This window comes from Ruegeria sp. G2, from assembly GCF_056533505.1.
This window is the reverse complement of record NZ_JBQFON010000012.1, coordinates 101,490-123,729: the sequence shown is the minus strand read 5'-3', so window position 1 is coordinate 123,729 and position 22,240 is coordinate 101,490. Positions and strand designations below refer to the sequence as shown.

The following is a 22,240-nucleotide window of genomic DNA, read 5'->3' as shown; positions in this document are numbered from 1 at the left end:
CGCGCAGTTCTAATATGATTTCATCCTCGTGGAATTGGTTGAGGAAAATTTATACAGTCTTGCCAGCAGCGGGTTGTGGAGCTTCAGGTCCAGACCAGAGAGTGGTTCGTCCAACAACAAAGCCTATCCCTGTTTGGCGGTATCTTCGTTGCCAATGCCCTCGCAATGGGATTGGCGTTTGGATGTTTGTCTCTGCTATTTGGGATCAGGCTAATGCAAAATAGTCCAAAACCACCCGTTTCGCCATAGGCGAGTGAACTTTCGTTTTGGGTTCAACGCGGTCATCTGACAAAAACTGTCGGATGACAGCTTTCAAGCAAATGCATCCTGCCAGTACCTAAACACATTTTTCAAAAGGTCCCTCAACCTTTGGCGGGCCCACCTAAGCGGTCCACCTCCCAGTAGTGAAACTTTAGAACGAAGTAGATATAGGCAGACAAAGCAGCCGCAACGAAGCACCAGATTGACGTGAAGGCATGAGAAGCAAAAAAGAACCCCAAAGCAACGGAAACGACAATTAGATACCCGAAACCTCGCAAACCTTTATCGCTCGATCCTACAAGCGGAACGCAGATCACCAAAGCGTAGAAAACACGTGCAAAGTTCCTCGTAATTTCGGAGGGGTACGTTTCTATGTTTTCATACTGAATGGAGTGATGAACGAGGCCAATATCTAGGTTTTCTGGTGACAACAACACTGGTAAGTAAAGCAACAAGCCAAGGCAGAAACCAATTCCGCAAATCCCTTGGAATATGAGCCTGCGACGCCGGTTACTTTCGATCGAAGCCGCGGACAGCGGAACCCAAAACGGCCAAAAAAAATAGGCAAAGAAAAGAAACGTCAACGCAGCTGCCGAAGAAGGGTTCGCCGACGGGTTATCAATGGACACCCACAAAAAGCCTTCGGACAATTGCTGAATCCCAAAGAAAAGTGGAAAGCTGGCTAGCGGAAGAAATCGTTCGCCCATTTTCAACGCCAAACGTATCGTAAGACCACTGCAGGCTATGATTGCTGCACCGGCTACAAAACTGGCTTGTGATGAGAAACACATGCTTAGACCACCTTTACCGTTTTTCATAGCTGAAGTCGTTGAGGCAAAGAACACTTTTCATTCCGAAGTACTGGCTTGTGCAGCAAAGCCGCCTGGTACCGCAATTAGCGGCCCGTCAGTTGGGAAAGAATCACGGACCTGGCCATTCAGATTCCGTTAAGGAATCGGGCCAATTTGCGGCAAAGAACCGGCTAAACTGCCAAATCTTACAATCTTAACGTGTATTTCTCCGTGGTTTGGAGGATGCGGCGCCCTGATGGCGGGACCTAACCTTGTGGAAGGCTCCGTCCGTATGGGGGGGTTAGAACGCCGCGAATTTGGGCGGCATCCATGAGTAACTAGTGAGTTAACTAGGAGAGTAAAATGTTGAAGCTTTATGTAAAGATGAAGACCATGGCACGCGACGAAAGCGGCGCGACCATCGTGGAATACGGCGTCGCCCTGACCATTGTCACGGCGATTGCAGTGGCCACTCTGACCGCTTTGGGCGCCGACGTTAACGGTCAGTTCACCAACGCGGAAACCCTGATTCCTTAATGAAGACAAAGCACGCGGTGCACCCAGTTCCGCGTGCTTATCGCCCAGGATAAATTTTTTGATCCGCTGGCAAAGTGCAACCGTTCAGATCGGTTCATTCGAAAAACGCCAGGAAATAGCTGAAGGAGCACCAGATGAGACTCTCTGCCATTTTCACTGCATTGACGGGCCTGGTCGTAGCCGGAGGGTCGGTTTACGTCGCTCGGGATTACATTCAATTTGACGCTCAGTCCGCAAATGTCGAGGCCGAGAGCGAGATGGTGAGCGTGGTCGTTGCATCGCGCGATATTTCGTTTGGTGAAGAAATCGAGCCCGGCGCGCTGACAACCATTGACTGGCCCCGTGGTGCTGTACCCGTGGGCGTCTTTACAGATTACGACGACCTGATTGCGGAGGCCAGCATGCCGTCCCGTCGCGCTCGTCGCGCAATTACTCAGGGTGAACTGATCCTGAACAGCAAGGTGTCCGACTTTGGTGAAAAGGTCACCATCGTTCAGACGCTGGGCGCAGATCATCGCGCCATGGCCATTGAGGTTGATGCCGAAACCGCCGTCGGGGGCTTTGTCACCCCCGGTGATCGGGTCGATGTAGTAATGACCACTGGCGAAAAAAGAGACATGCACGCCGTCACAATTTTGCAAAACATCAGGGTCATTGGTGTTGATCAGGAATCTGACGAACAGACCGACCAACCCGTTGTTGCACGTACGGTTACTGTTGCCGTTACCCCGGATCAGGTCCAGCGCCTTGCTCTGGCGCAACGTGCCGGTCGGCTGAGCCTCACCTTGCGGTCCATTGATGACACCGAGGACAAGACGCTGACCATGACGCGACTTAACGATCTTCTGATTGATGAGCCGGTTGTTGCGCAGGACATCAAAGAACCGGTGCGTAAAACCATAGTCCGGGTCCGCCGCGGCACCGAAGTGACAGAATCCATCATCAACTGAATCGACCAAAGAAGGTTTCGACCGTGTCCCTCGCTCAATTCATACGCCAATTCCGTAGCTCCGAAGACGGCGCGATCCTGGTCTTTGTTGCGGTGGCCCTGTCGGTGATGGTCGGAATGGCCGCCCTTGCATTCGACATTGGTCGGGTGACCACCACTCAGTCGGAATTGCAGAGCTTTGCGGACAATGTTGCCCTTGCGGCTGCGGGGGAACTTGATGGTCGCCCGGATTCAATCACCCGCGCCACGAATGCGGCTGCAAACATGATCCGCGACCGTCAAAGCTTTGGCATTCGCAACAAGGATCAGCTGTTGTCCGGTGCAACGGATTACCAGCTGCGGTTTTACGAAAACCCGCCGACCACTGCGACTGATCCCGCTCAACCCGCGCAATTGCTGGATTCGACCGATCCTGCCAGCGGGCCGATTGCAGCATTTGTTCGGGTGACCGTCGACACGCACGAGGTCGGCACTCCGCTGGCGGCGGCAGCGGCAGCTCTTTTGGGCAATGCGCAGCCTTTCTCCAGCGTCAACGCCGATGCCGTAGCAGGCTTCACCTTGATGGCCTGCGACATCACCCCCATGTTCATCTGCCTGCCGCAGCCCAGCCTCGATCTAACCGAAGGGCAGTTGATCAGAATGGTAAGTCAGGGCGGCAATGGCCATTGGGGTCCCGGAAACTTTGGTTTTTTGTCTTCTAATCAGAATCTGGCCATCGACGCGTCTGGTGCCTGCGAACCTGCACCAAACGGTCAGGAAGATTCATGTGCTCTGGCCGCATCGCGCGCTGTATCCATGTGCTTCAGCCAAAGAGCCGTTGAAACCAGACCGGGTCTGAGCGTGGGCAACATGGTGGCTGGCTTTAACACACGTTTCGACCGGTTTGAATCCAGCGCCGGGCAGTTCAAAAACGGCTCGCGCTACGATGTCGACAATTTTGCTTCTTCTCCACATGTCCTGGACGGTTGGATCACTGCGAGTAACGGAAACAACTGCACCAGCCAGCTGTCGCCCACCTATGACGCGAACGGGGTCCTTGATCCGGCCGCGACCGTTGGGCTGCCACTTGACGATTGTTTTGCCAGCGGCACTTGCCCGACACCTCGCATAGGAAATGGCGTCTTTACTACCGGGCTTACTGAGTATCTTACCATCAACTACGGCGCTGATTTCAGCGGTCCTCTTCCAACCGGTATTCCATCTTGGTTCCCGACCGGTGGCACCCGCTATGACATCTACAATGCAGAGGTTACCAACCAGGCCGCTCTGGAAGCTATCCTGACCGCAGGTGGTAAAGCAGAAAGCAGCATGCCTTCGTGCCAACCCCCCTCTGCCGGTCGTGCCGATCCCACGCGTCGTGTCATCACCGTCGCCGGTATCGATTGTGCGACTTTTCAGGATGAGCTGAACGGCGGGTCGGGTGCCATTCCGGTGACAAGTTTCATCGAGATGTTTCTGATCCGCCCCTCGGAATCCGGCAGCACCGGTGCGAACGCGGTCATCTATGGTGAGGTCATTCAGACCGTATCGAATGGCATCGGCGGCGCCGGAGTCGGCGGCATCGTTCACGATCTAGTTCAGCTTTACGAGTAATGATCATGTTTGGTGCATCCCATCATATCAGCAATACCCTTAGCCGGTTCCGCAACGACCAGTCTGGCGCGGCGTTGGTCGAGTTTGCGATCCTTTTACCAATCCTGTTAGTGACATTTGCCCTGATCGTCGAAGGGGGGCGGATTTTCTGGTCCTATCAAAATGCGATCACGGGGGTTCGGGACACTGCCCGTTATGTTGGCCGGATCGCCCCGTCGGACCTGTGCACTGCCTCGCCAAGCGCTGCTATCGGCGATTTTCAAACCGCTGTCTCAACCACTCTGACATCGCTTTCGACCACTGACATTGCTGTTGGTCTGGACTCGCTGTCCCTCGAATGCGTCGGCAACGCAGGTGAATACCGCGTTTCGCCCACACCAGTGGCCGTCCTGACCGCGTCACTGACGATTTCAAATCTGCCATTTACGCCTCTGTTCCAACTGGTCGGAGGTTCGGCGACGGCGCAGATCCAAACCACGATCACAGATCGCAGCCGGGTGTTTGGACCATGACCCGCCGCATCCACAAGATAACCCGCGAAATGTCGCGACTTGGCCGTCACGAAGATGGGTCGACGGTCACTGAGCTTGCCTTTGTCCTGCCGTTGTTCCTTTTGATTTTCCTGGGCCTGATAGATTTCGGCAGATTGGCCTTCCACTATGTGGCTGCTGAAAAAACAGCACAGGTCGCCGCTCGGATGGCTGCAGTGATGCCACCCGCATGTGGCGGTGTTCCGACAACCAACAGCCGCGGCACCTATACCGATATCACCGGCCCGCGGTTCGGAACCAATTGCAGTTTCGCCGCTGGCGTCTGTGTCGAACCGGCCACCACAATATGCACCGGTGCGGCGCCCGTGAATGCAGCGGCCCAGACCACCGTGACCGACATTTGGAACATGCTTCAGTTTGCCGTTCCCAACGATCCCACCGCAACTTTTGACGAAAGCAACATCACGTTCACTTACGACTTCGACCCGGAAATGAATTTCCTGGGTGGCCCTTATGTACCGATGGTCACAGTGACAATCGAAGAACTCCCGTTCCGGTTCGTCTCTCCGTTGGGTTCGATCGCAGCGCTGGTTTTGGGCGGCTCAACGCCAGAAACCGATGCACTGACCACCGCGACAACGGGCTTCAAAATATTTTCCGACTTTAGCGCAACCCTTCCTGGCGAAGACCTCGCCAGCGGAGTCAACGGTTGAATTTCTAATCATGGGAGCTGAAAAATGACTCAGAAATCATTAGCCCTAATCTCTGATAATGAGGCGATTAAGGATTCAGTCGCCCAGGCCGTCGACCGGTTCGACGATCTTTCGCTAGAGACACATTCCGGGACTTTGTCTTCGGTAAACGGTCGCGCCTGTGATCTGATGGGTGAAAATGACCTGCTGGTGTTCAGCTTTTCAGGCGAATTGAATCTGGAAACTGTCAGCGATCTTCGTCGTAGCGCCGGTTCGCGCGGCACCTTGCTGGCACTTAGCGACCGTGACATCTCATTGACCGAAGCGCGTGCGCTGAACAAATCGGGCGTGGACGAGATTCTGCCTTATCCCATCGGGCAGGACGAACTGGCCGAACAGATTCAGCGTCTGACGGTCGACAAGTCCTTGCTGCCGACCATTTACTCGCCGCAACCGCAGCGGCTGGGGCAGATTATCAGTGTATGCCCGGCCCGTGGAGGCATCGGCGCGTCGACACTGTCCATCAACCTGGCGGACCAACTGCAGGGTTATTCCGGCATCTTCCGGAAAAGGACGCGAAACAAGGTCGCTGTCGTAGATCTGGATTTGCAATTTGGCACGGTCGCGACGTCCTTAGATTTGCAGCCTTCCTCGGGGCTTTTGAGAATGGCCCAGGATGGTGTCATGCCGGACCGGACTTTCCTTCAGCAATCTTTGGTGCAACATGCATCCGGTTTGGAAGTCCTGAGCGCGCCCGAAGAATTCATTCCTCTGGATGTTCTGACACGCGAACAGGTCAGCGCGCTGATCGAGACTTTGCGTCTGGAATTCGACTTTGTTGTTATCGATCTGCCACGTGCGCTGGTCGATTGGCTGGGCGCAGTAGTTACCGGGTCAGACAGGATGCTGATGGTGGGTGACAGCTCGGTCTCTTCGGTGCGCCAAGCCTGCCGTTTGATCGAATTCTTCACAAAAGAGCGGCTCGAACCTCCGGTTGAGATCGTCATCAGCCAGGAAACGAAACCGACATTCCGGTCAAGCCAACATGTCGAAGCCCAAAAGGCGCTGGAACGCGAATTGCGCTTCTGGCTGCCCAGCGACGCGCGCCACGCAAAGCAGGCGCTGGATCGGGGTCAATTGCTGTCGCAAGCCTCAGGCAGCTGTGCCCTGTCCAAGGCGATCCGCTTGATGGGTCGGAAAATCATGAATGAAACAATGGTCGGCAAAACCGGCCTGAGAAACAACGCAGCCTAATTGGAGTCTAAGGGATGTTTGAAAAGTTTACGCGCGCCGGGCGAACCAATGAGGCCGAAGTAATCCAGCTTAACCAGCATGCAGAGCAACTGGCTCAGGATATTCAGCCTGAGACAACAGCAGAAGATACCGAACTGGCAGACTGGCTTGAGCTCAAAAGCACTTTGCACGAGGCTTTGCTGGAACGGTTGAACCTTTCGGTGATCGAAAAGGTTGAAAAAGACGTGCTGCGGCGCGAAGTCGCCGGGGTTGTTGGCGGTGCGTTGTCCCAAACCGGCAGGCCGCTGAATACCGAAGACTTCAACCGCATCGTTGAGGAACTTCTGGACGAAATTCTGGGTTTTGGCCCATTGGAGCCATTGCTGGCCGATCCGACTATCAACGACATTCTGGTTAACGGTTATCAGACGGTCTATGTCGAACGCTCTGGCCTGCTGGAGCGCGTGCCCGTGCGGTTCCGCGATGAAAAGCACCTGCTGCGGGTTATCGACAAGATCGTCAGCAAGATCGGGCGTCGTGTCGATGAACGGCAGCCTTGGGTGGATGCCCGGCTGGAAGATGGCAGCCGCGTCAACGCAATCATCCGCCCCTGTTCGATTGATGGCCCAAGCGTTTCAATCCGTAAATTCGCGCAGTCAAAACTGACGATGGAAAAGCTGGTCGCAAATGGCGCTCTGAACGACGCCGCCGCGCGGTTCCTGCAATCGCTGGTATACGCGCGACTGAACGTTCTGATCGCCGGCGGGACGGGGTCGGGTAAGACAACGATGTTGAACGCCTTGTCTTCGTATATCGACCATGGCGAGCGTGTCGTCACCATTGAAGACGCAGCAGAACTGCAACTTCAGCAGGAGCATGTTGTGCGACTGGAAACACGCCCGCCATCTCCGTCCGGCGACGGCCAGGTCATTCAGCGTGATCTGGTGCGCAACGCGCTGCGTATGCGTCCTGACAGGATCATTGTCGGTGAGGTTCGCGGAGCGGAGACTTTCGACATGCTTCAGGCCATGAATACGGGCCATGATGGTTCGATGACGACTGTACATGCGAACTCGGCGCGCGATTCATTGGGCCGCTTGGAGCAGATGGTCACGATGACGGGTATCGAGTTTCCCGCCGCAGCCATTCGATCCCAGATCGCGTCGGGGCTGCACTTTATTGTGCATCTGTCGCGGTTGGCGGATGGGTCGCGCCGCGTCACCAGCATTTCGGAAATAACCGGGATGGAAGGTGAGATCATCACCATGCAAGACATCTTCGTGTTCCAGAAGAAAGGCCGCGCGGAAAGCGGCGAGGTGCTTGGTCAGTTTGTTCCCACCGGGATTCGCCCGAAATGCTATGACATGCTCACAGCTGCTGGCGTCGATCTCGAACCCGAGACTTTCCGAGTATCAGGAGGCTGAGGCATGACCAGTATTAACACAGCCGAACTTCTTAACTATCTGACGCTGGCTTGCGTCTTCGTCGGAATTTTTATGCTGATTACCGGTGTGTTCCACTTTGCCCGTCGCGGTGAAAACCACGCCGAGGCCCGCAACCGCCGAATGCGCATGGTCCGGCAGGGCGTGTCCGATGAAGAACGCCTGGCCTTGCTGCTTCCTGAGACCCAGACAGGCTTTTTGGCTAAGATTCCGTTTTTTGGGAATTTGCCGGATACGTTGATTCAGGCGGGACTGCATGTTTCAGCGAAGAATTTTGTGCTGCTTTGCCTGTTTGGCACCTTGGCGATCGCAATCGCCGGTATGATGTTTCTGGCGCCCTGGCAGGCGGCCCCGATCGCACTCATCCTGGGTGTGCTTATGCCTGCTTTGGTGGTGAAATCGCGGCAGGCTGAACGCCAAAAAGCATTGACCAGTCAGTTGCCCGATGCGCTAGAGCTGATGGCGCGTGGCCTGAAAATTGGCCACCCGGTCAACACCTCGATCAAAGCCGTTGCGGACGAGATGCAAGACCCTATCGGGTCCGAGTTCGGCATCATTTTTGACCAGATTAGTTTTGGCGACGAATTGCCCGACGCAGTTCAGGACTTTGCTGACCGGGTCGGTTCGGAAGATGCACAGTACCTGGCGGCAAGCATGGCGATCCAACATGGCACCGGTGGCGATCTGGAGCGGATCGTGTCCGTTCTGGCAACCGTGGTCAGAAGGCGCATCGCGTTGCGCGCGCGGATCAAAGCCATTTCCGCAGAAGGACGGCTGTCCGGGTTTCTTCTGTCGATCATTCCGCTGGTGATCATGGGGTTAATGACGATCAACGCGCCGGGATATTACACCGACGTCAGTGACGATCCCGCATTCATCAAACTTGCAGTGCTGGTTGTCGTTCTGATGGTCTCGAACGTCATCATCCTGCACAAACTCGTCAATTTCCGCATCTGAGGGCAGTTTCATGGAAAATATTCTGGAAATTATGTCGCTTCGTTTCGGGCTGCCAGCCGAAACAATTCTGCTGACCGTCTTTGGTCTTGGCGTTTTGCTGGTGTTCGTCGCCGTAACTTCGGCGTTGAGCCGCCGCCATCCAGCGGCCGTCCGCATCGCCAATCTGCGCGCCCAAAGGTATGAGGCCCGCAATGACCGTGGACTGTTGCGCGAAACTCTCGTCACCCCTAAAGGTCTTTTTAAGGCCGCACTGCCCAGTAGGGAGGCTGAGCGGCGCAAGATCGAGGATCAGCTGATTCAAGCCGGGCTGACCGGTCGAAATGCCCTGCGGATCTACACACTGAGTCGGGTTTGGCTTGGGATTTTCGTGCCGATGATTGTGGGTCTGCTCATCGTTGCCTCAAGAACGCCTGGCATCCCCGTTCCCAGCGCGATTACGGGCATTTTTGAATCCATCAGCAAAGCCAACGCTATTCAGCTTATCGGTTTGCTGACGGCCGTCGGATATTTTGTTCCCGCGGCCTGGCTGAAGCATCGCCGCAAAGAACGTCAGCAGCGTATCCGCGATGCATTCCCAAATGCTCTCGACCTGCTGCAGATCTCGCTTCATGCTGGGCTGGGCTTTGATGCCGCTATGACACGGGTCGGGAACGAACTGGCGCTGGCCTCCCCTGACCTAGCGTTTGAGTTTCTGAACACCCAGCACGAGATTCAGGCCGGACGCCCCCGCGCAACTGCGCTGTCTGACATGGCGCGGCGTACAGGGGTTGATGAAATCCAGTCTTTTGCCACCGTTGTCCAGCAATCCATACGCTACGGGACCAGTATGTCCGAAGCTCTGACTACCTATGCGTCTGAAATGCGGGACTCACGCGAAACACGGGCACAGGAACTGGCAAACCAGCTACCGGTAAAGATGTCCGCTGTTTTGGCTGCGCTGATGCTGCCGACGCTGATCATCATTACCGCCGCACCTTCGATGATTCGATACTTCCGTGGCTTTGGAGCGTAAAATTCGCGCCCGGATCCGCGGTAATCGCGAGTTCGGGCAGGTCATGTTTCTAAATCGAGGACAAACGGGCGTCTAATTTTGGCAGATTTTGCCCAGTTTAGGTGAAAAGGAATAAGCTTATAAGCAGTTAAGTGGAGTCCGGCCACACAAAAAATCGAGACGCAATCGACGGGTGGGGGTGTTTGTCGAGAGGGTTGATCGGGTTTCGGTCAATGTTAAACGGTATGAATAGTTTGTTTTCGGCGCATCGTTTCGCGCCCGGTGCAATGGCACCAACATCAGAACTTCTAAAAGTCGTGGCTGTCCTTTGCCAAGCGACACAGGGGAAAGTTCCACTGCTAAATGCGCTGCACGAAACAGCCCGCGCCATTGATGCGGAAGTCGTTTCAATCAGCCGGGTGGACCTGCAAGGCGACCAGCATGCGGCAAAGGTGCTGAGCTACGACGCCAATCACCAGACACCGGACAGTTTCAGCGGTTTCGATTTCTGCATCGCGCCTGCCATTTGCGGAAACAACATGAGCGGGGCCAAACTGGGGTCGGCTTGGTTCGGTGGACAGGATGACCTGTCCGAATACGAACATCTGTCAGAGTTCTATGCATTCCGCAGGTTTTCCGAGTCAGTTTCCATTCTGCTGGAACGACAAAATGGTGTCGCCGACTTTCTGGAATTGCATTTCAGCCACCCCATCTCTTCGGCCGTGGTAGATATTCTGAGCGTTTTGGGCCCTGTTCTGTCGGATTGCTGGAAGAAAAGATCTCTTGGTCGGTTTTCCGAAGCGAAGCTGAAAAGCACGCGCCGAAAGCTTATCAAGAAAGAACCAAAAGGCATTTTGTCTATGGACAACCCTTGTCGGCTGAGTCGCTCGGAATATCGGGTTTGCCTGTTATTGGCGCGCGGATTGAACAACAACGCCTTGTTGTCCGAGTTATCGATTTCAATTTCGACACTGCGTACGCATCTTCGCAATATCTACGTCAAAACAGAAACGTCATCTCAACCCGAATTGATCCATGATTTGCTGACCCCGATGGTCAAGCGCCAATCGCTGAATGCGGGTAGCGAATATGTCGCCTGAAGTCGCGCAGTTCGTCCCTTTGATCGTCATTACTCCGCTTTTGGCTGCAATGGCATGGAATGACCTGAAGAACCTCAGGATATCCAATAAGCTGGTGCTGATAATGCTCGCCGCTTTTGTCCTCTCCGCGCCCGTGTTTCTATCCTTCCACGAGACGGTATACCGCGCGGTATTCGGCGTCGGCGTATTTGTCGTTGGTTTTCTTGGTTTCACGCTGCGCCTGTGGGGTGGAGGCGACGTAAAGGCAATCGCCGCGCTGACATTGTTTGTGCCCAGCTACTTTCTGTTGCTGTTCTTTTACACTTTCACCATGTCCATGGTCGTGGGCATGCTGTTTGTGATCACTAGCCGCTCGATAATTGGATTTCCGGAATGTCGCTGGCTCGCATTGCGACCAAAAGCCAGCTATCCGATGGGTGTATCGATAGCCATGTCGGGTGTATTATTGCCCTTGGTTGCGATGGGTTTGGGGTAGTACTTCCAGGGTAGTCTTAGGCCTTATGGCCAATAAATAACGGTTGCTGGAGTGCTATGGCAGAAAGGAAGGCCGATAGGAATCTGCCGTGGTAGGTGGTAACGCGCCTCAAGTCTTTCAACCGGCCAAACATGATCTGGGGTGGTGTGTTGAGCACCACATCGCTTTATGAACTGTGAGGAAAATTCATTTTGGCGGTTTTCAGGTTGTTGGCGACAACGCTTAGGCGACTCTGGTGTGGACGAAAAATGAGCGTCCGCTCCGAACCCAAAGGAAATTTCTTTTGCCAAAATGGAAGAACTATGGGTGGTGGATCATGAGGATGGCTCGACCCTCAAAGGTTTACCTTTTTCGCCCGAAAAAGCACAATGAAATCAATGCGCGGTAACTCGTTTGCTGCACCCAACATTCCTTTTTTGCAGCATAGTTTTTCCTTTCAATGGCAAAGAAAAAGCCAGCGATACGCTGGCTTGCAAGAACATGTATGATCTCAGTGTAGATCGCGTCGGCGAAATACCATGCGGTTTCTTCCGTTTATTGCCAGTGGCTCTGCACCCTGCCTGTAAAGCTCCATACACATATTGGATACGTCCCGTTGGAGGTCCGCTGCCAAAGCTTTAGCCGAGACATACACTTTTCCGAACTCGGCTACGGAAGCCGCGTCGACGACCTTCCATCTTTGCGACGATCGGCCCTTTGTGAGAGCAGGGGTTAAAAATCCATCACTCATCAAGTTGCTTACGGTTGTAGTGTCTAGTTTCAAGATTTCCGCGGATTCTGACAGTGTTAGAGCCCCGCTTGTTGTCGTGCCGATGCATTGCTTCAGCCTCGAAATTGAGACCAGTAGATCTGGCAGCTTTTTTGCACCCTCATTGGCGGAAACCAAAGGAATATCGTGGTTCAGAATCATGCGCACAAGCTCAATTGTGGAGCACTGACAAGGCAATGTGGCTTCGGTTAATGACATTTCATCACCTCTCAACTCTTCGCCTCGATCCAGCTGTTGGCGCAGGCGCAAGTTCTTGTGCCGTTGGTTGCAGCTGTTGCTTTTGGCCTTTTGGCATCCACTTTGCTGGTCATCTTCGTGTTCCCAACGGTGCTCGGAATTTACTTCGATTTCGTGGATGTCAATAAATGGTGGGCCACCAGACAAGAACAGGTTGAACGGAAATCGGCAGCGGTTTCAGCCTCATAGGCAAAACGCAGTATGGTTCGCAACTTTCTGTTCAACTACCTTGGCCTGTTTCGCGCACTGGCGAGCGCTTTGACAGATGGCCGGTCCCTGCATTTGCTTGCCATGTCGGCATCATTGGTGTTCGTCAGCACGAGCTTCTACGTTTTGGTCGAAGGGTGGAGCGTTCTGGACGCGGCTTATTTCTCTGTCATCACGATGTCGACAGTTGGATACGGGGATATCGCGCCAACCACGACAGTGGGCAAGGTTTTTTCAGGATCTTTACCGTCGCCAGGATCGGGATTTTTGTTGCGGCGATAACGACGGTCGCCTCGATTTTTGTGGGGAACTTCAAAGTCCGAAATTAGCCAGCACTTATTTGGCTTTGATCTTCCCCCAGCGAGGTGATCCGCGATAGTGCTTAGGCTCAGTACTCATAGCCAATAGATGACCAAAGCGGCGAGAGCGATTGCTGAGAGGAAGACTTTGGGACACCTGTCGTACCGCGTCGCCACACGGCGCCAGTCCTTCAATCTGCCAAATATGATCTCAATCCGATTGCGGCGTTTGTAGCGGCGCTTGTCGTATCGGACAGTTGTCTTGCGCTGTTTGCGGCCTGGTATGCACGCGCGTATCCCTTTGTCTTTCAACGCTTCTCTGAACCAATCGGCATTACAGCCGCGATCACCCAGCAACCATTCGACATTTGGCAGACTGCTGACCAATGCCCTCGCACCAATGTAGTCGCTAACCTGACCGGCAGTGACAAACAGATTCAAAGGGCGTCCCAGACTGTCACAAACCGCATGCAACTTTGTATTCATGCCGCCCTTGGTGCGTCCGATCAGACGCCCACGCCCCCCTTTTCACCGCAAGGCTGGACGCTGTGCGATGGGCTTTGAGGTACGTTGCATCGATCATGACCGTCCTTTCTTCGCCGTGGTCGGCGGCCAAACCGACCAACATCTGGGCAAAGATACCTTTATCGCTCCATCGCTTCCAACGATTGTAGAGCGTCTTGTGTGGTCCATATTCCCTGGGTGCATCGCGCCACCGTAACCCGTTGCGATTGATGAAGATAATCCCACTCAAGACACGTCTGTCATCAACGCGAGGTTTGCCGTGGGACTTTGGGAAGAAGGGCTCCAGACGCGCCATCTGCTCGTCGCTTAGCCAGAAAAGATCACACATGTTCACCGCTCGTTTTGAACGCGATGGATTACGCAGCCAAACGGAAATCAATGGGTCCTGAGCCTAGTAGGAAACTGAAAAAACTGCATTTTCTGTTCCTGCGGCTCTGATCTCTTGATTTGATACCGAGAGATTTTCAATCAACAAAACCAAGCCTTCTTTTCGCATGGAAAACACCGTTCATCCAACGTTCATATTACCTATATGCCCTATTCATCTCTGCGAGCCATATTGTCCTACTGGATTTTATAAACGTTGGTTCACATAAACAACCGACGAGCAGGGGACCGTCTGTGATAAAGACTGGAAGTAAGTCAGCACACCGCAAGTTGGGGATTTTTCGCTACACGACCTGCGTCGTTTTAATGGCTTTCACCTTTTTGATTGGCAACAGCCAGTTCAACAAAGCAGCGGCGCAAACTGCCAGTTTTCGGTCTGTTGACACGAATTCTGACGGTGTCCTGAGCTTGAATGAGCTGACCGCCGCATTTGGAGAAGTTGGTGCGCGCAGACTTCTTGAGGACATTGACCGCAACCGAGACAATCGCATCACGATCAATGAGTTACGCAGGGGCACAAAAAACAAGATAGGTAGCTCTGATGACCGCAGCGGTCGTGGAGATCAAAAGGAAGGTCAAGATGATCGCGGAGCCAACAACGGAGGGTCTGGAGAACGGGATAGAGACGATGACAGAGACGATGACCGGGGCGATGATCGCAACGATGATGGCGGGGATGACGGTGGAGGTGGTGACGACGGCGGTGATGATGACTGACCGATGACCGTTCGTTTTCACTCTTTAAATGGCTGCCCACAAAAGCACACTGGGGATCGAACTAGCATAAGAATGCTTTGAGGCAGAAACGCGGATCCCGGAAAAAGTGTTCATTTGTTGTTCATTCGAACGCATGCCATCCCTTCATTCCACATTGCAATTGTTCTCACATCACTCTGGCAAAACGATTTCACTGAACAGCCAGTCACGGAGCAAAGCATGACACAGTTTCCACAAGTCTCGCCTGTTGCCTGCGAAGTCGCAAAATGGGCATTTACAACCCGCAGAGTTGATCGGTCCGATGTACATGGGCTTTCCACGCAGTTGAATACTGCAAAAGCAGGGGATCTTATCCTCTGTGAGATCGCCGAGATCGGTCATCACAAGAAAATCCAATTGGCGGAACGTCGCGCCTCAGTCAGCTACCCGGGCGATTACGTTGTTCTGGCTCTGGGTGACCGGTACGCACCAGACCAGTTTCTTGCCAGCGCGGTGATTGATGATGATCTTATCGATCTTGTCGCTGGTGGCGGCGTCGCAGGTCGCGTAGACGCCGCCCATGTCCGCATGGACGAACCAACACGATTGAAGCCCATCGGCCTTTTGACCGATGCAAAGGGTCAGGTGATCAACGTAGCAGACTATGCGCTGCCGTCGCTGCCAGCCAATGACCAAGTAACCGTTATTGGTGTGTTTGGAGCGTCGATGAACTCAGGAAAAACTACAGCCGCATCAAGCCTTGGCCATGGACTTATGCGTTCTGGAGTTGCCGTCGCCGGTGTCAAAGCCACCGGAACCGGAGCCTTCGGTGACTTCAACAGCTTCGAAGATGGCGGTGCGCCGGCCCTCGATTTCACGGATGTTGGTATGGCCACCACTTATCGGATGCCGCTTGCAGCGATCGAATCCGGATTTGATACACTTGTCGCAACTGCAGCGTCTCGTGGTGCCGAAGTTGTAGTTGTTGAGATTGCCGATGGTGTGTTTCAACAGGAAACGCGGGCAATCTTACAGTCCTCGCGCATTCGGGATCGATTGGACGGAATTTTATTCGCTGCGCCGGACGCGCTGAGTGCATTGGGCGGTGTAACCGTTCTGAACAAAGTGGGTCTCAGCCCATTTGCGGTATCCGGGATGGTCAGTTGTTCCCCATTGGCCGCTGCCGAAGCAGCAGAGGTAACCGGCCGCCCGATTTTATCGCGCGAAGATCTTTGGTCGCCAGCGATAATCGCCCAATATGTTACGCCGCTGATGCGGCGCGAACCAGAAGATGTGGCCGCATGACCCCCCTCCCTAGTTTGGCCACAAGGGACCGCATCATTGATGCGGTCCTCGTGGTGTCCTGTGGCATCGTGCAGGCTATTGCGCTGGCTTTCGCAGCGTTTGCCACACGGGATGCTTTTGCGGCGCTTCACGCAGGAGATGCACTCGCAACGAATACTGTCTTGCAATTGGCGATCTCCGGTACCGTTGCGGCGGCATGTATGCTGTTATCACGATATCGCGCAGAAGCGCTTGGCCAGAGTTACGCAATTTCATTGCGCCGGACGCTGTATCGGAAGATCGCGCAACTTCCAAAGTCCCGACACGAAAAACGCCGCGTTGGCGCATTGTCCCTTAGGTTTGTTGGTGACCTGTCCGCAGCGCGACTTTGGTTTGGTCGCGGATTACCGGATGCTTGGTCTGCAATGATTGTGATACCTGGCGCGGCTTCCATTCTGTATTTCCTCAACCCTATGCTTGCGATCAATGGTGTCGCCTCGCTGAGTGTTGCACTGGTCGCAATGGGGTTGCTGGCCTGGCATCTTGCCCGGCGCCATCAAAAACTTCGTCGAAATCGCGCCAACATCGCCATTTCCATGATTGAACGCATTTCTATCGCGCCCGAGCTGGACCTGATGGGTCGGACCGACCGTGAATTGCGTAAGCTTGATAGACAGGGCGCATCACTGCGCAGTGATGCGCTGGCGCGTCGCGGTAGAACAACCAGCCTTCAGGCAGTCTTGCAACTGGGTGTCGCGTTAACCGGTCTGCTAATGCTCTGGCAGGCCAGTCGGCACGCCATTGCACCGTCGACAGTTGCAGCTTGCCTGTCGGTATTGGCGTTGATTGCCCTGCCGTTGCAAAATCTGGCCGGGGCGTGGGACCAGTATTGCGCGTGGAGGGTCGCCCGTGAAAAAGCCGAAAGACTGCTTTCGGAACCAGTGGTGACCAGATCTGCAACAAATCAAAACGGTCCGGTTGCCATCAAGGTGACCGGAGAACTTGAACGGGTGCCTATCTCATTTGTAGCCCCGCCCGGATCAGTTTCCAAACTAACAGACAAACATGCAAACAGCCTCGCGCGTATCATCGCCGGGCTCGACGCAAACGATGGTATTGATGTCTGTTATGGTGGGCGAGCTGTTACTCCGAAAATCGCCTTTATCGGAGACAACCATGTTGGACTTCAGGGAAGTTTGCGCCGATCTGCAACGCTGAGCTGTCGGAGGCGACCGAGCGACCGGAAGATAGCAACGGTCATGCGGATTTTTGGGCTGTCCGATCTCCTCGCGGCGCGCCGCGGCCTTGATCAATGTTTGGCGGAGAACGGTAAAGGTTTGTTGCCACTTCAGACCCTGCAATTGGATCTCGTGCGCGCTGTTCTTGGCAAAGCTGACGTCGTCGTCATCGCGTCTATCAGGTGGACGTCTTGCCTGCATCACAGGGTCGAGTTTCTTGAGTCGCTGCAAGAGTTTTCGTCAGCCACCATTGTATTGGCCGAAGACGCCATCCCGCTTAGTTTGAAGCAGAAGTCAAAGGTCTGTTGATATGCGTTCGTCTACTCTGTTTGGAATCTATGCCGCTGTTCTGGTCGGCTTTTTGGGTGGGCTTGCGGGCCTTACCCTGTACAGCCTTGAAAAAACCCGATGGTGGGATGCCCGGATTTCACTGGCTCAAGAGTCATATGGCCTGCATCTGAGGCTTGAGGCGGATCTGTACCGCCTGTTCAAGCAACACGGTGACGCACTTCTAATTGGCGATCGCGATGATGGGGTAAGCGAAGTAGAACTGCAGGAGAAAATCGCCCGGACTTTGGATGCAATCCGAAAAACCATTGCCCGGGAAATCCAGATGGTGGGCGAAGAGGAGTTCGAGGAACTGGAGCTTCTTGATGAGATCGAAGACGATATAGAAGCCGTCAACGCAGCTATCGCAAACCTTTCAGAGGTAGGTAGCCCGATTGAGACATTTGTGCGGATCGAGCGCCTGGCCGCTTTGCTGGACGGGGATATTGACGATGAACTTGATCAAAAAATTCAGGCTGCGCTAGATGAAGAAGTGGAGGAGGTTGAAGAAGTTTTGGCCGAAGCAGCAACCTTTCGAAAATGGAATGAGCGATTGGTTTACGTGATCGTTCTTGCCGCCATAGGTGTGTTACTGGTGGCCGTTGTGTCGTTCAACCGCCAAATCAGAAAACCACTTACGTTGCTTGCTGACGGCGTTGGGCGCCTGCGCAGGGCCGACTATTCGAAGCCCGTAGATCTTGGTGGTAGCCGTGAATTCAGAGAATTAGGCACTGTTCTAAATAGCATGGCGGAAGGCTTGGCCGCCCGCGAAGCAAGTCGCGCCGAGCAAAAAAGGCAACTTGAAGATACGGTTGCAGCTAGAACATTCGAACTTCAACAACTAATCGACAAGCTTGAGATGGGCGAAGAGAACCGCAAACGATTGATGGCAGATATTAGTCATGAGTTGCGGACACCACTGGCAATTATCCTTGGAGAGGCCGACGTTACTTTAAGGACATCAGACACGCTGTCAGAGGATACTTCTGACTCTCTCGCCCGTATTCGCGATTCCGCAAAGCACACCAATCAAATCGTAGATGACATGCTAACGGTCGCTCGGTTCGAGGCGGGTCAACTTAGGCTGGATCGCAAGGAAACGGACCTACGAAAGGTGGTGCGGGATGCCGTGGCGATGTTTCCTGATCCGGTTCAGGTCGAAAGCCCGGAAGGTATGGTGATGGCTTCGGTCGATGAGGTTCGGCTTCGCCAGTCAGTACTCGCGTTGCTGCAAAATGCACGACGATACGGAGGCCCAACAATCAGCGCAACATTGGAAGAAGGGCTCGCGTCTTGCTCGATTAGAATCGAAGACGACGGTCCCGGACTGAGTGCAGCGGAAAAGTCTCAGGCATTCGATCGGTTCTTTCGGGGCTCAAACGCCTCGGGGCAGGGTATCGAGGGAAGCGGTCTCGGGCTTCCGGTCGTTAAATCGATTGTCGAAGCCCATGGAGGGACTGTTGACCTTCAAGATCGCCAGGAGGGCGGGCTGCAAATCATTATAACGTTGCCCAAAACACCCCGAATGAAAATTGTACAATCCGATGTTCAACGAGAAACGGGCTAATGCCTGTCTGCTTCAGAAACAAATTGCAATACCGGTAATACCTCACGCAGCTTTGCAAATACACGGTTTCAGAGAGAAAGAAAACTGAGGCACACTATGAATATTCTACTTGTCGAGGACGAAACCCGCGTAGCTGACTTCATACGCCGCGGATTGTCTGCTGAAGGTTGGTCCGTAGATCACGCACCAAGCGGGGAAGATGCATTGGAGCACGTAGCCTCCGGCAATTATGATATTATCTTGTTGGATCTGATGTTACCGGGAATTCAGGGACAAGATGTTTGTCGCAAGCTACGTGCCCGAAAGTCAAAGATCCCTATCCTAATGTTGACCGCCTTGGATAGCTCTGAGGAACGGGTAGAAGGGTTGAAGATTGGTGCAGACGACTATCTTCCTAAACCCTTTGATTTCGACGAACTCATCGCTCGGATAGAAGCGTTGCACCGCCGCGCCAACAGCTATGCAAATGACCTCAGCAACACTGTGATTACATGCGGAGCACTTACATTTGACAAGCAATCCCTTCAGGTTGCTGTTGATGGTCAAGAAATCCAGCTGTCAAAAAAAGAGCGCGATCTTCTCCTTTTGTTTTTAACCAATGTTGGGCGCGTTTTATCCAGAGAGCGGATTTTGAATTCGGTTTGGGGTATGAATGAAGATCCATTGACCAATGTTGTCGATGTATATGTCGGGCGCCTCAGACGCAAAATCGGTGCAGAAGGTCAGCGGATCGTGACACTCAGGAATGTTGGATATCGTATGAGCTGAATACTTCGTTTGTGGATCCGTCGGAGAGGTGCCTCCAGTGAAGAGGCCTTCGATTTGTGGAAGGTTGAATACCCTTGCTCCGGTTCTTGAGCGATCTCAGGATTTGAAAAGAAGACTCTCACAGAACTTTCTTGCCCATTCTGTGCAAGAGAACGCAGCACGCCAAACAATATTTGATAAGTCGCTACGCAATTTCAAATTGAATAGAAACTGCCAACCCAGGTGAATTGTTTGTAGCCGTCAAGAGCGCTGAATGATGGTCTGCAATTGCCTTCACCAGTGCTAAACCCAAACCATTGCCAACACTGCTTCGCTCGCTTTCAAGCTTATAAAACGGAACAAAAAGCTTACCCAGTGTGATTTCGGGAACGCCGGGGCCATCGTCAATAACCGAGAGCGCAATGGTGTTTTCATCTTGTTCAACGGTCAGGCGAACATTGGAATGTTGCGGGCAGTGATCGATTGAGTTCTGCAAAAGGTTTGCACAAAGCTGTTTCAGCATACCTTCATCGCCTTCGATTAGTGTACGTCCTGATTGGTTCTCCACAAAACTGAGACTTTGGCCCTTAACTTCCGCAAGTGGTATCATGTTCTCAACTGCTTCTCGACCCAGTCTGTTCAAATTCAGATAGCTGAAAGCTTTGGGACTGTTACCTTCTTCGATACGGTTGATCCGTAAAACTGTTTCGAAGGTCCATTTGAGACGATCAAGTTCAGATTGAATTTTGTCAATCGGCTCTAAAGATTGACCATCTGATTGTAGGGAATCCTTCGCTTCCTGGAGCGCGATATAAGCATGAGTGAGCGGGTTTTTCAGATCATGCGCAATGGCGGCAGCGGCCGATCGAGTCGTTGACATCAATGCTGTCAGGTTGTCGAGATGCCCGTTCATCAGCCGTGCAACCCGGTCTATCTGATCGTTGTTTTTGCCGACTGAAAGCCTCGCTTTTACTTCACCTTTTGAGACTTTGTTCAGCGTCTTCGCCATTTGATCGAGTTTGCGATATGTTCTTATGCTGGAGACGTACCCAACTAACAAAGTGCACAACGTTGCTCCAAATCCGATTGCGACCAAGGACCATGCCAACGAACGAAGTGTGCTTTTCACAAATGCAAGATCGCGACCAACCACGATTACAAAGCCACGGTAGGTTTGCACATTTACCCGATGGATACGTTTCTCACCGCCCAGATTTATGCCATCATCTTCGATTTCTCCCCAACCTCGAAAGGAGGGGTAATTATCGATGTTTCCAGCCAGACGCGTCCCCTGGCTATCGAACAGGCCGATCAAACTGGTGTCGAACGGCAACCAGAGGGTCGCATCATCGATCGCTTGTACGACATCGGAATCGTTGTCGTTGTCGTCCAAAATTTCCTGAATGAAACGCATTTCGTCGATTAACAACGAGTCCATTTCCCGCTGCAGGTCGCCACGAATTCTTTCGAATGTCAAAAATGCCAATGCTGTAACGGAAAGCAGTATCACCACTGCTGCATATAACGCTGTGGTAAACGCTGCCCCAGATACTATGTTTGAGCGTTTCATTCGTCTCTTCATCCGGTGATAGTGAAGACCACATCTGGGTTCGAAAAAACAAACCTATTCTGGCCAGCCAAGCGCGTGATCCGACGGTTGTACTTAATATTGGAATAAAAGTATGGGGAAATTGCCTGAGATTGTCGCACCACTGCTAATTTAGGCTCGGCGAAGTGCAAAAAGGCCGATGCACTGAGTTTTACGCGTATCTTGTTAGCTGAGCGTTTCCACCCAATACAGCAACGAATAGACCGTAAGTTAGGGCGAATTTGCAGCGCCCCTTTCCGAGGGGGGGTGGAAAGGAGCGCTGCTTTGGCTGAGGGACGCTTGCTTACGAGTGAGTGGCCCATGTTTTCACGGTACCGGTGACACCCTATAGGAGGGCTACGAGTGCTTCCTCAGCTGAGTGATTGGTTTTAGTTTCAACCCCGATGACATCTTCTGCAGCGCGTTCTTTCCAATGGGTTTTCACTAACCTTACATTTTTGAAAGGTTCTCGTATCTGGGCCCCTGATTAATGAGGGCTCTATGTCGATCACTCACCCTTTGTGCAATGCCCGTGGTCTTCGATTGATGAGGCCCCATGCGTGGATAACTCATAGGTCATAGTTGGAAAATGAAGCGCCAAGGTCCAGACTTCGTCGGGCTTGATGTGGATGAATGTCACGCCATCCAAACCGTGCGCAACGGAGGCCATGCCCTCTGTGTTATCAACTATCAGGCGCGCTTCTGAGAGATCAGCTTCCTGAAAGATATGAATGACTTCACCATTTGTATCCGACGTGCATAGGAATTCTGTTTCGTCTGCGAACGCCGCAGCCGCAGGCAAGACTGCCGACAGGAATATTGCTTTCTTCATCGTTGTTCTTCCGTTCAAAAAGTTG

General features: G+C 53.2%; 22 protein-coding genes and 1 pseudogene. 17 read left to right on the top strand and 6 right to left on the bottom strand.

Annotated features, from left to right (window positions below):
• Positions 1-362 precede the first annotated feature (362 nt).
• Positions 363-1,079 (bottom strand): DUF6629 family protein, encoded by a 717-nt coding sequence (locus ACR0DU_RS19080; protein ID WP_170782038.1) that lies wholly within the window; start codon positions 1,077-1,079, stop codon positions 363-365.
• Positions 1,080-1,415: 336 nt separating this feature from the next.
• Between ACR0DU_RS19080 and ACR0DU_RS19075 the strand changes: the two genes are divergently transcribed.
• From ACR0DU_RS19075 to ACR0DU_RS19025, 11 genes are all read left to right on the top strand, one after another.
• Complete coding sequence (locus ACR0DU_RS19075; protein ID WP_010443521.1) at positions 1,416-1,589, top strand: Flp family type IVb pilin; 174 nt, start codon at positions 1,416-1,418, stop codon at positions 1,587-1,589.
• 134 nt (positions 1,590-1,723) lie between these two features.
• Positions 1,724-2,539, top strand: coding sequence for a Flp pilus assembly protein CpaB (gene cpaB, locus ACR0DU_RS19070; RefSeq protein WP_010443522.1), 816 nt, complete (start codon positions 1,724-1,726; stop codon positions 2,537-2,539).
• A 23-nt stretch (positions 2,540-2,562) separates the two neighbouring features.
• A complete protein-coding gene (locus ACR0DU_RS19065; RefSeq protein ID WP_480610203.1) occupies positions 2,563-4,131 on the top strand; it encodes a pilus assembly protein TadG-related protein in 1,569 nt (522 codons plus the stop codon).
• A gap of 5 nt (positions 4,132-4,136) precedes the next feature.
• A complete protein-coding gene (locus tag ACR0DU_RS19060) occupies positions 4,137-4,643 on the top strand; it encodes a TadE/TadG family type IV pilus assembly protein (RefSeq protein WP_480610201.1) in 507 nt (168 codons plus the stop codon).
• Complete coding sequence (locus tag ACR0DU_RS19055; protein ID WP_010443525.1) at positions 4,640-5,335, top strand: TadE/TadG family type IV pilus assembly protein; 696 nt, start codon at positions 4,640-4,642, stop codon at positions 5,333-5,335. The genes ACR0DU_RS19060 and ACR0DU_RS19055 overlap by 4 nt, the downstream gene beginning before the upstream one ends.
• 24 nt (positions 5,336-5,359) lie before the next feature.
• On the top strand, positions 5,360-6,568 hold the full coding sequence (locus tag ACR0DU_RS19050; protein ID WP_480876653.1) for a CpaE/TadZ family protein: 1,209 nt from the start codon (positions 5,360-5,362) through the stop codon (positions 6,566-6,568).
• Positions 6,569-6,582: 14 nt separating this feature from the next.
• Complete coding sequence (locus ACR0DU_RS19045) at positions 6,583-7,971, top strand: TadA family conjugal transfer-associated ATPase (RefSeq protein WP_319546039.1); 1,389 nt, start codon at positions 6,583-6,585, stop codon at positions 7,969-7,971.
• Positions 7,972-7,974: 3 nt separating this feature from the next.
• Positions 7,975-8,946: a type II secretion system F family protein gene (locus ACR0DU_RS19040; RefSeq protein WP_480876650.1), complete on the top strand. Its 972-nt coding sequence runs from the start codon at positions 7,975-7,977 to the stop codon at positions 8,944-8,946.
• A gap of 10 nt (positions 8,947-8,956) precedes the next feature.
• On the top strand, positions 8,957-9,958 hold the full coding sequence (locus tag ACR0DU_RS19035; protein WP_480876647.1) for a type II secretion system F family protein: 1,002 nt from the start codon (positions 8,957-8,959) through the stop codon (positions 9,956-9,958).
• 266 nt (positions 9,959-10,224) lie between these two features.
• Complete coding sequence (locus tag ACR0DU_RS19030; RefSeq protein ID WP_480876644.1) at positions 10,225-11,037, top strand: helix-turn-helix transcriptional regulator; 813 nt, start codon at positions 10,225-10,227, stop codon at positions 11,035-11,037.
• Positions 11,027-11,512 (top strand): prepilin peptidase, encoded by a 486-nt coding sequence (locus tag ACR0DU_RS19025; RefSeq protein WP_480876641.1) that lies wholly within the window; start codon positions 11,027-11,029, stop codon positions 11,510-11,512. The genes ACR0DU_RS19030 and ACR0DU_RS19025 overlap by 11 nt, the downstream gene beginning before the upstream one ends.
• 23 nt (positions 11,513-11,535) lie before the next feature.
• Here the strand turns inward: ACR0DU_RS19025 and ACR0DU_RS19020 are convergent.
• Positions 11,536-11,651 (bottom strand): annotated as a pseudogene (locus ACR0DU_RS19020) (IS5/IS1182 family transposase); the annotation flags it as partial.
• A gap of 351 nt (positions 11,652-12,002) precedes the next feature.
• A complete protein-coding gene (locus ACR0DU_RS19015) occupies positions 12,003-12,665 on the bottom strand; it encodes a hypothetical protein (protein ID WP_480876638.1) in 663 nt (220 codons plus the stop codon).
• Between the two features lie 54 nt (positions 12,666-12,719).
• On the opposite strand from ACR0DU_RS19015, the gene ACR0DU_RS19010 reads away from it, so the two are divergent.
• Positions 12,720-13,007: a potassium channel family protein gene (locus ACR0DU_RS19010; protein ID WP_480876635.1), complete on the top strand. Its 288-nt coding sequence runs from the start codon at positions 12,720-12,722 to the stop codon at positions 13,005-13,007.
• Positions 13,008-13,120: 113 nt separating this feature from the next.
• Here the strand turns inward: ACR0DU_RS19010 and ACR0DU_RS19005 are convergent.
• Positions 13,121-13,877 (bottom strand): IS5 family transposase gene (locus ACR0DU_RS19005; protein WP_480876632.1). Its coding sequence is split into 2 segments (ribosomal slippage): positions 13,121-13,553 and positions 13,552-13,877, totalling 759 coding nucleotides; the frame shifts between segments, so codons are not numbered across the junction.
• Between the two features lie 365 nt (positions 13,878-14,242).
• On the opposite strand from ACR0DU_RS19005, the gene ACR0DU_RS19000 reads away from it, so the two are divergent.
• From ACR0DU_RS19000 to ACR0DU_RS18980, 5 genes are all read left to right on the top strand, one after another.
• A complete protein-coding gene (locus ACR0DU_RS19000) occupies positions 14,243-14,653 on the top strand; it encodes an EF-hand domain-containing protein (RefSeq protein ID WP_480876630.1) in 411 nt (136 codons plus the stop codon).
• A gap of 219 nt (positions 14,654-14,872) precedes the next feature.
• Entirely contained in the window at positions 14,873-15,937 is a 1,065-nt protein-coding gene (locus ACR0DU_RS18995; RefSeq protein ID WP_170766188.1) for a DUF1611 domain-containing protein, read from the top strand.
• Complete coding sequence (locus tag ACR0DU_RS18990) at positions 15,934-17,463, top strand: ABC transporter transmembrane domain-containing protein (protein WP_480876627.1); 1,530 nt, start codon at positions 15,934-15,936, stop codon at positions 17,461-17,463. The genes ACR0DU_RS18995 and ACR0DU_RS18990 overlap by 4 nt, the downstream gene beginning before the upstream one ends.
• Before the next feature lies 1 nt (position 17,464).
• Positions 17,465-19,048 carry a sensor histidine kinase gene (locus tag ACR0DU_RS18985; protein ID WP_480876625.1) on the top strand — a complete coding sequence of 528 codons (1,584 nt, stop codon included), beginning with the start codon at positions 17,465-17,467 and terminating at the stop codon, positions 19,046-19,048.
• A 96-nt stretch (positions 19,049-19,144) separates the two neighbouring features.
• Positions 19,145-19,816, top strand: coding sequence for a response regulator transcription factor (locus tag ACR0DU_RS18980; protein ID WP_480876622.1), 672 nt, complete (start codon positions 19,145-19,147; stop codon positions 19,814-19,816).
• Between the two features lie 184 nt (positions 19,817-20,000).
• Here the strand turns inward: ACR0DU_RS18980 and ACR0DU_RS18975 are convergent, their stop codons facing one another.
• Both ACR0DU_RS18975 and ACR0DU_RS18970 read right to left on the bottom strand, forming a co-directional pair.
• The gene (locus tag ACR0DU_RS18975; RefSeq protein ID WP_480876619.1) at positions 20,001-21,365 is read right to left on the bottom strand and encodes a sensor histidine kinase; all 1,365 of its coding nucleotides are present in this window, start codon (positions 21,363-21,365) and stop codon (positions 20,001-20,003) included.
• Positions 21,366-21,891: 526 nt separating this feature from the next.
• Entirely contained in the window at positions 21,892-22,215 is a 324-nt protein-coding gene (locus ACR0DU_RS18970; protein ID WP_480876617.1) for a hypothetical protein, read from the bottom strand.
• Positions 22,216-22,240: the final 25 nt, after the last annotated feature.

What these genes read in the sequence shown, in the direction of transcription:
- ACR0DU_RS18990 (WP_480876627.1), top strand. Translation starts at nt 15,934, where the DNA reads ATGACCCCCCTCCCTAGTTTGGCCACAAGGGACCGCATCATTGATGCG.
- ACR0DU_RS18970 (WP_480876617.1), bottom strand. Translation starts at nt 22,215, where the DNA reads ATGAAGAAAGCAATATTCCTGTCGGCAGTCTTGCCTGCGGCTGCGGCG.
- ACR0DU_RS19045 (WP_319546039.1), top strand. Translation starts at nt 6,583, where the DNA reads ATGTTTGAAAAGTTTACGCGCGCCGGGCGAACCAATGAGGCCGAAGTA.
- ACR0DU_RS19080 (WP_170782038.1), bottom strand. Translation starts at nt 1,079, where the DNA reads ATGAAAAACGGTAAAGGTGGTCTAAGCATGTGTTTCTCATCACAAGCC.
- ACR0DU_RS19040 (WP_480876650.1), top strand. Translation starts at nt 7,975, where the DNA reads ATGACCAGTATTAACACAGCCGAACTTCTTAACTATCTGACGCTGGCT.
- ACR0DU_RS19030 (WP_480876644.1), top strand. Translation starts at nt 10,225, where the DNA reads ATGGCACCAACATCAGAACTTCTAAAAGTCGTGGCTGTCCTTTGCCAA.
- ACR0DU_RS19055 (WP_010443525.1), top strand. Translation starts at nt 4,640, where the DNA reads ATGACCCGCCGCATCCACAAGATAACCCGCGAAATGTCGCGACTTGGC.
- ACR0DU_RS19035 (WP_480876647.1), top strand. Translation starts at nt 8,957, where the DNA reads ATGGAAAATATTCTGGAAATTATGTCGCTTCGTTTCGGGCTGCCAGCC.
- ACR0DU_RS19010 (WP_480876635.1), top strand. Translation starts at nt 12,720, where the DNA reads ATGGTTCGCAACTTTCTGTTCAACTACCTTGGCCTGTTTCGCGCACTG.
- ACR0DU_RS18980 (WP_480876622.1), top strand. Translation starts at nt 19,145, where the DNA reads ATGAATATTCTACTTGTCGAGGACGAAACCCGCGTAGCTGACTTCATA.
- ACR0DU_RS19075 (WP_010443521.1), top strand. Translation starts at nt 1,416, where the DNA reads ATGTTGAAGCTTTATGTAAAGATGAAGACCATGGCACGCGACGAAAGC.
- cpaB (WP_010443522.1), top strand. Translation starts at nt 1,724, where the DNA reads ATGAGACTCTCTGCCATTTTCACTGCATTGACGGGCCTGGTCGTAGCC.
- ACR0DU_RS18985 (WP_480876625.1), top strand. Translation starts at nt 17,465, where the DNA reads ATGCGTTCGTCTACTCTGTTTGGAATCTATGCCGCTGTTCTGGTCGGC.
- ACR0DU_RS19000 (WP_480876630.1), top strand. Translation starts at nt 14,243, where the DNA reads ATGGCTTTCACCTTTTTGATTGGCAACAGCCAGTTCAACAAAGCAGCG.
- ACR0DU_RS19025 (WP_480876641.1), top strand. Translation starts at nt 11,027, where the DNA reads ATGTCGCCTGAAGTCGCGCAGTTCGTCCCTTTGATCGTCATTACTCCG.
- ACR0DU_RS19060 (WP_480610201.1), top strand. Translation starts at nt 4,137, where the DNA reads ATGTTTGGTGCATCCCATCATATCAGCAATACCCTTAGCCGGTTCCGC.
- ACR0DU_RS19050 (WP_480876653.1), top strand. Translation starts at nt 5,360, where the DNA reads ATGACTCAGAAATCATTAGCCCTAATCTCTGATAATGAGGCGATTAAG.
- ACR0DU_RS18975 (WP_480876619.1), bottom strand. Translation starts at nt 21,365, where the DNA reads ATGAAACGCTCAAACATAGTATCTGGGGCAGCGTTTACCACAGCGTTA.
- ACR0DU_RS18995 (WP_170766188.1), top strand. Translation starts at nt 14,873, where the DNA reads ATGACACAGTTTCCACAAGTCTCGCCTGTTGCCTGCGAAGTCGCAAAA.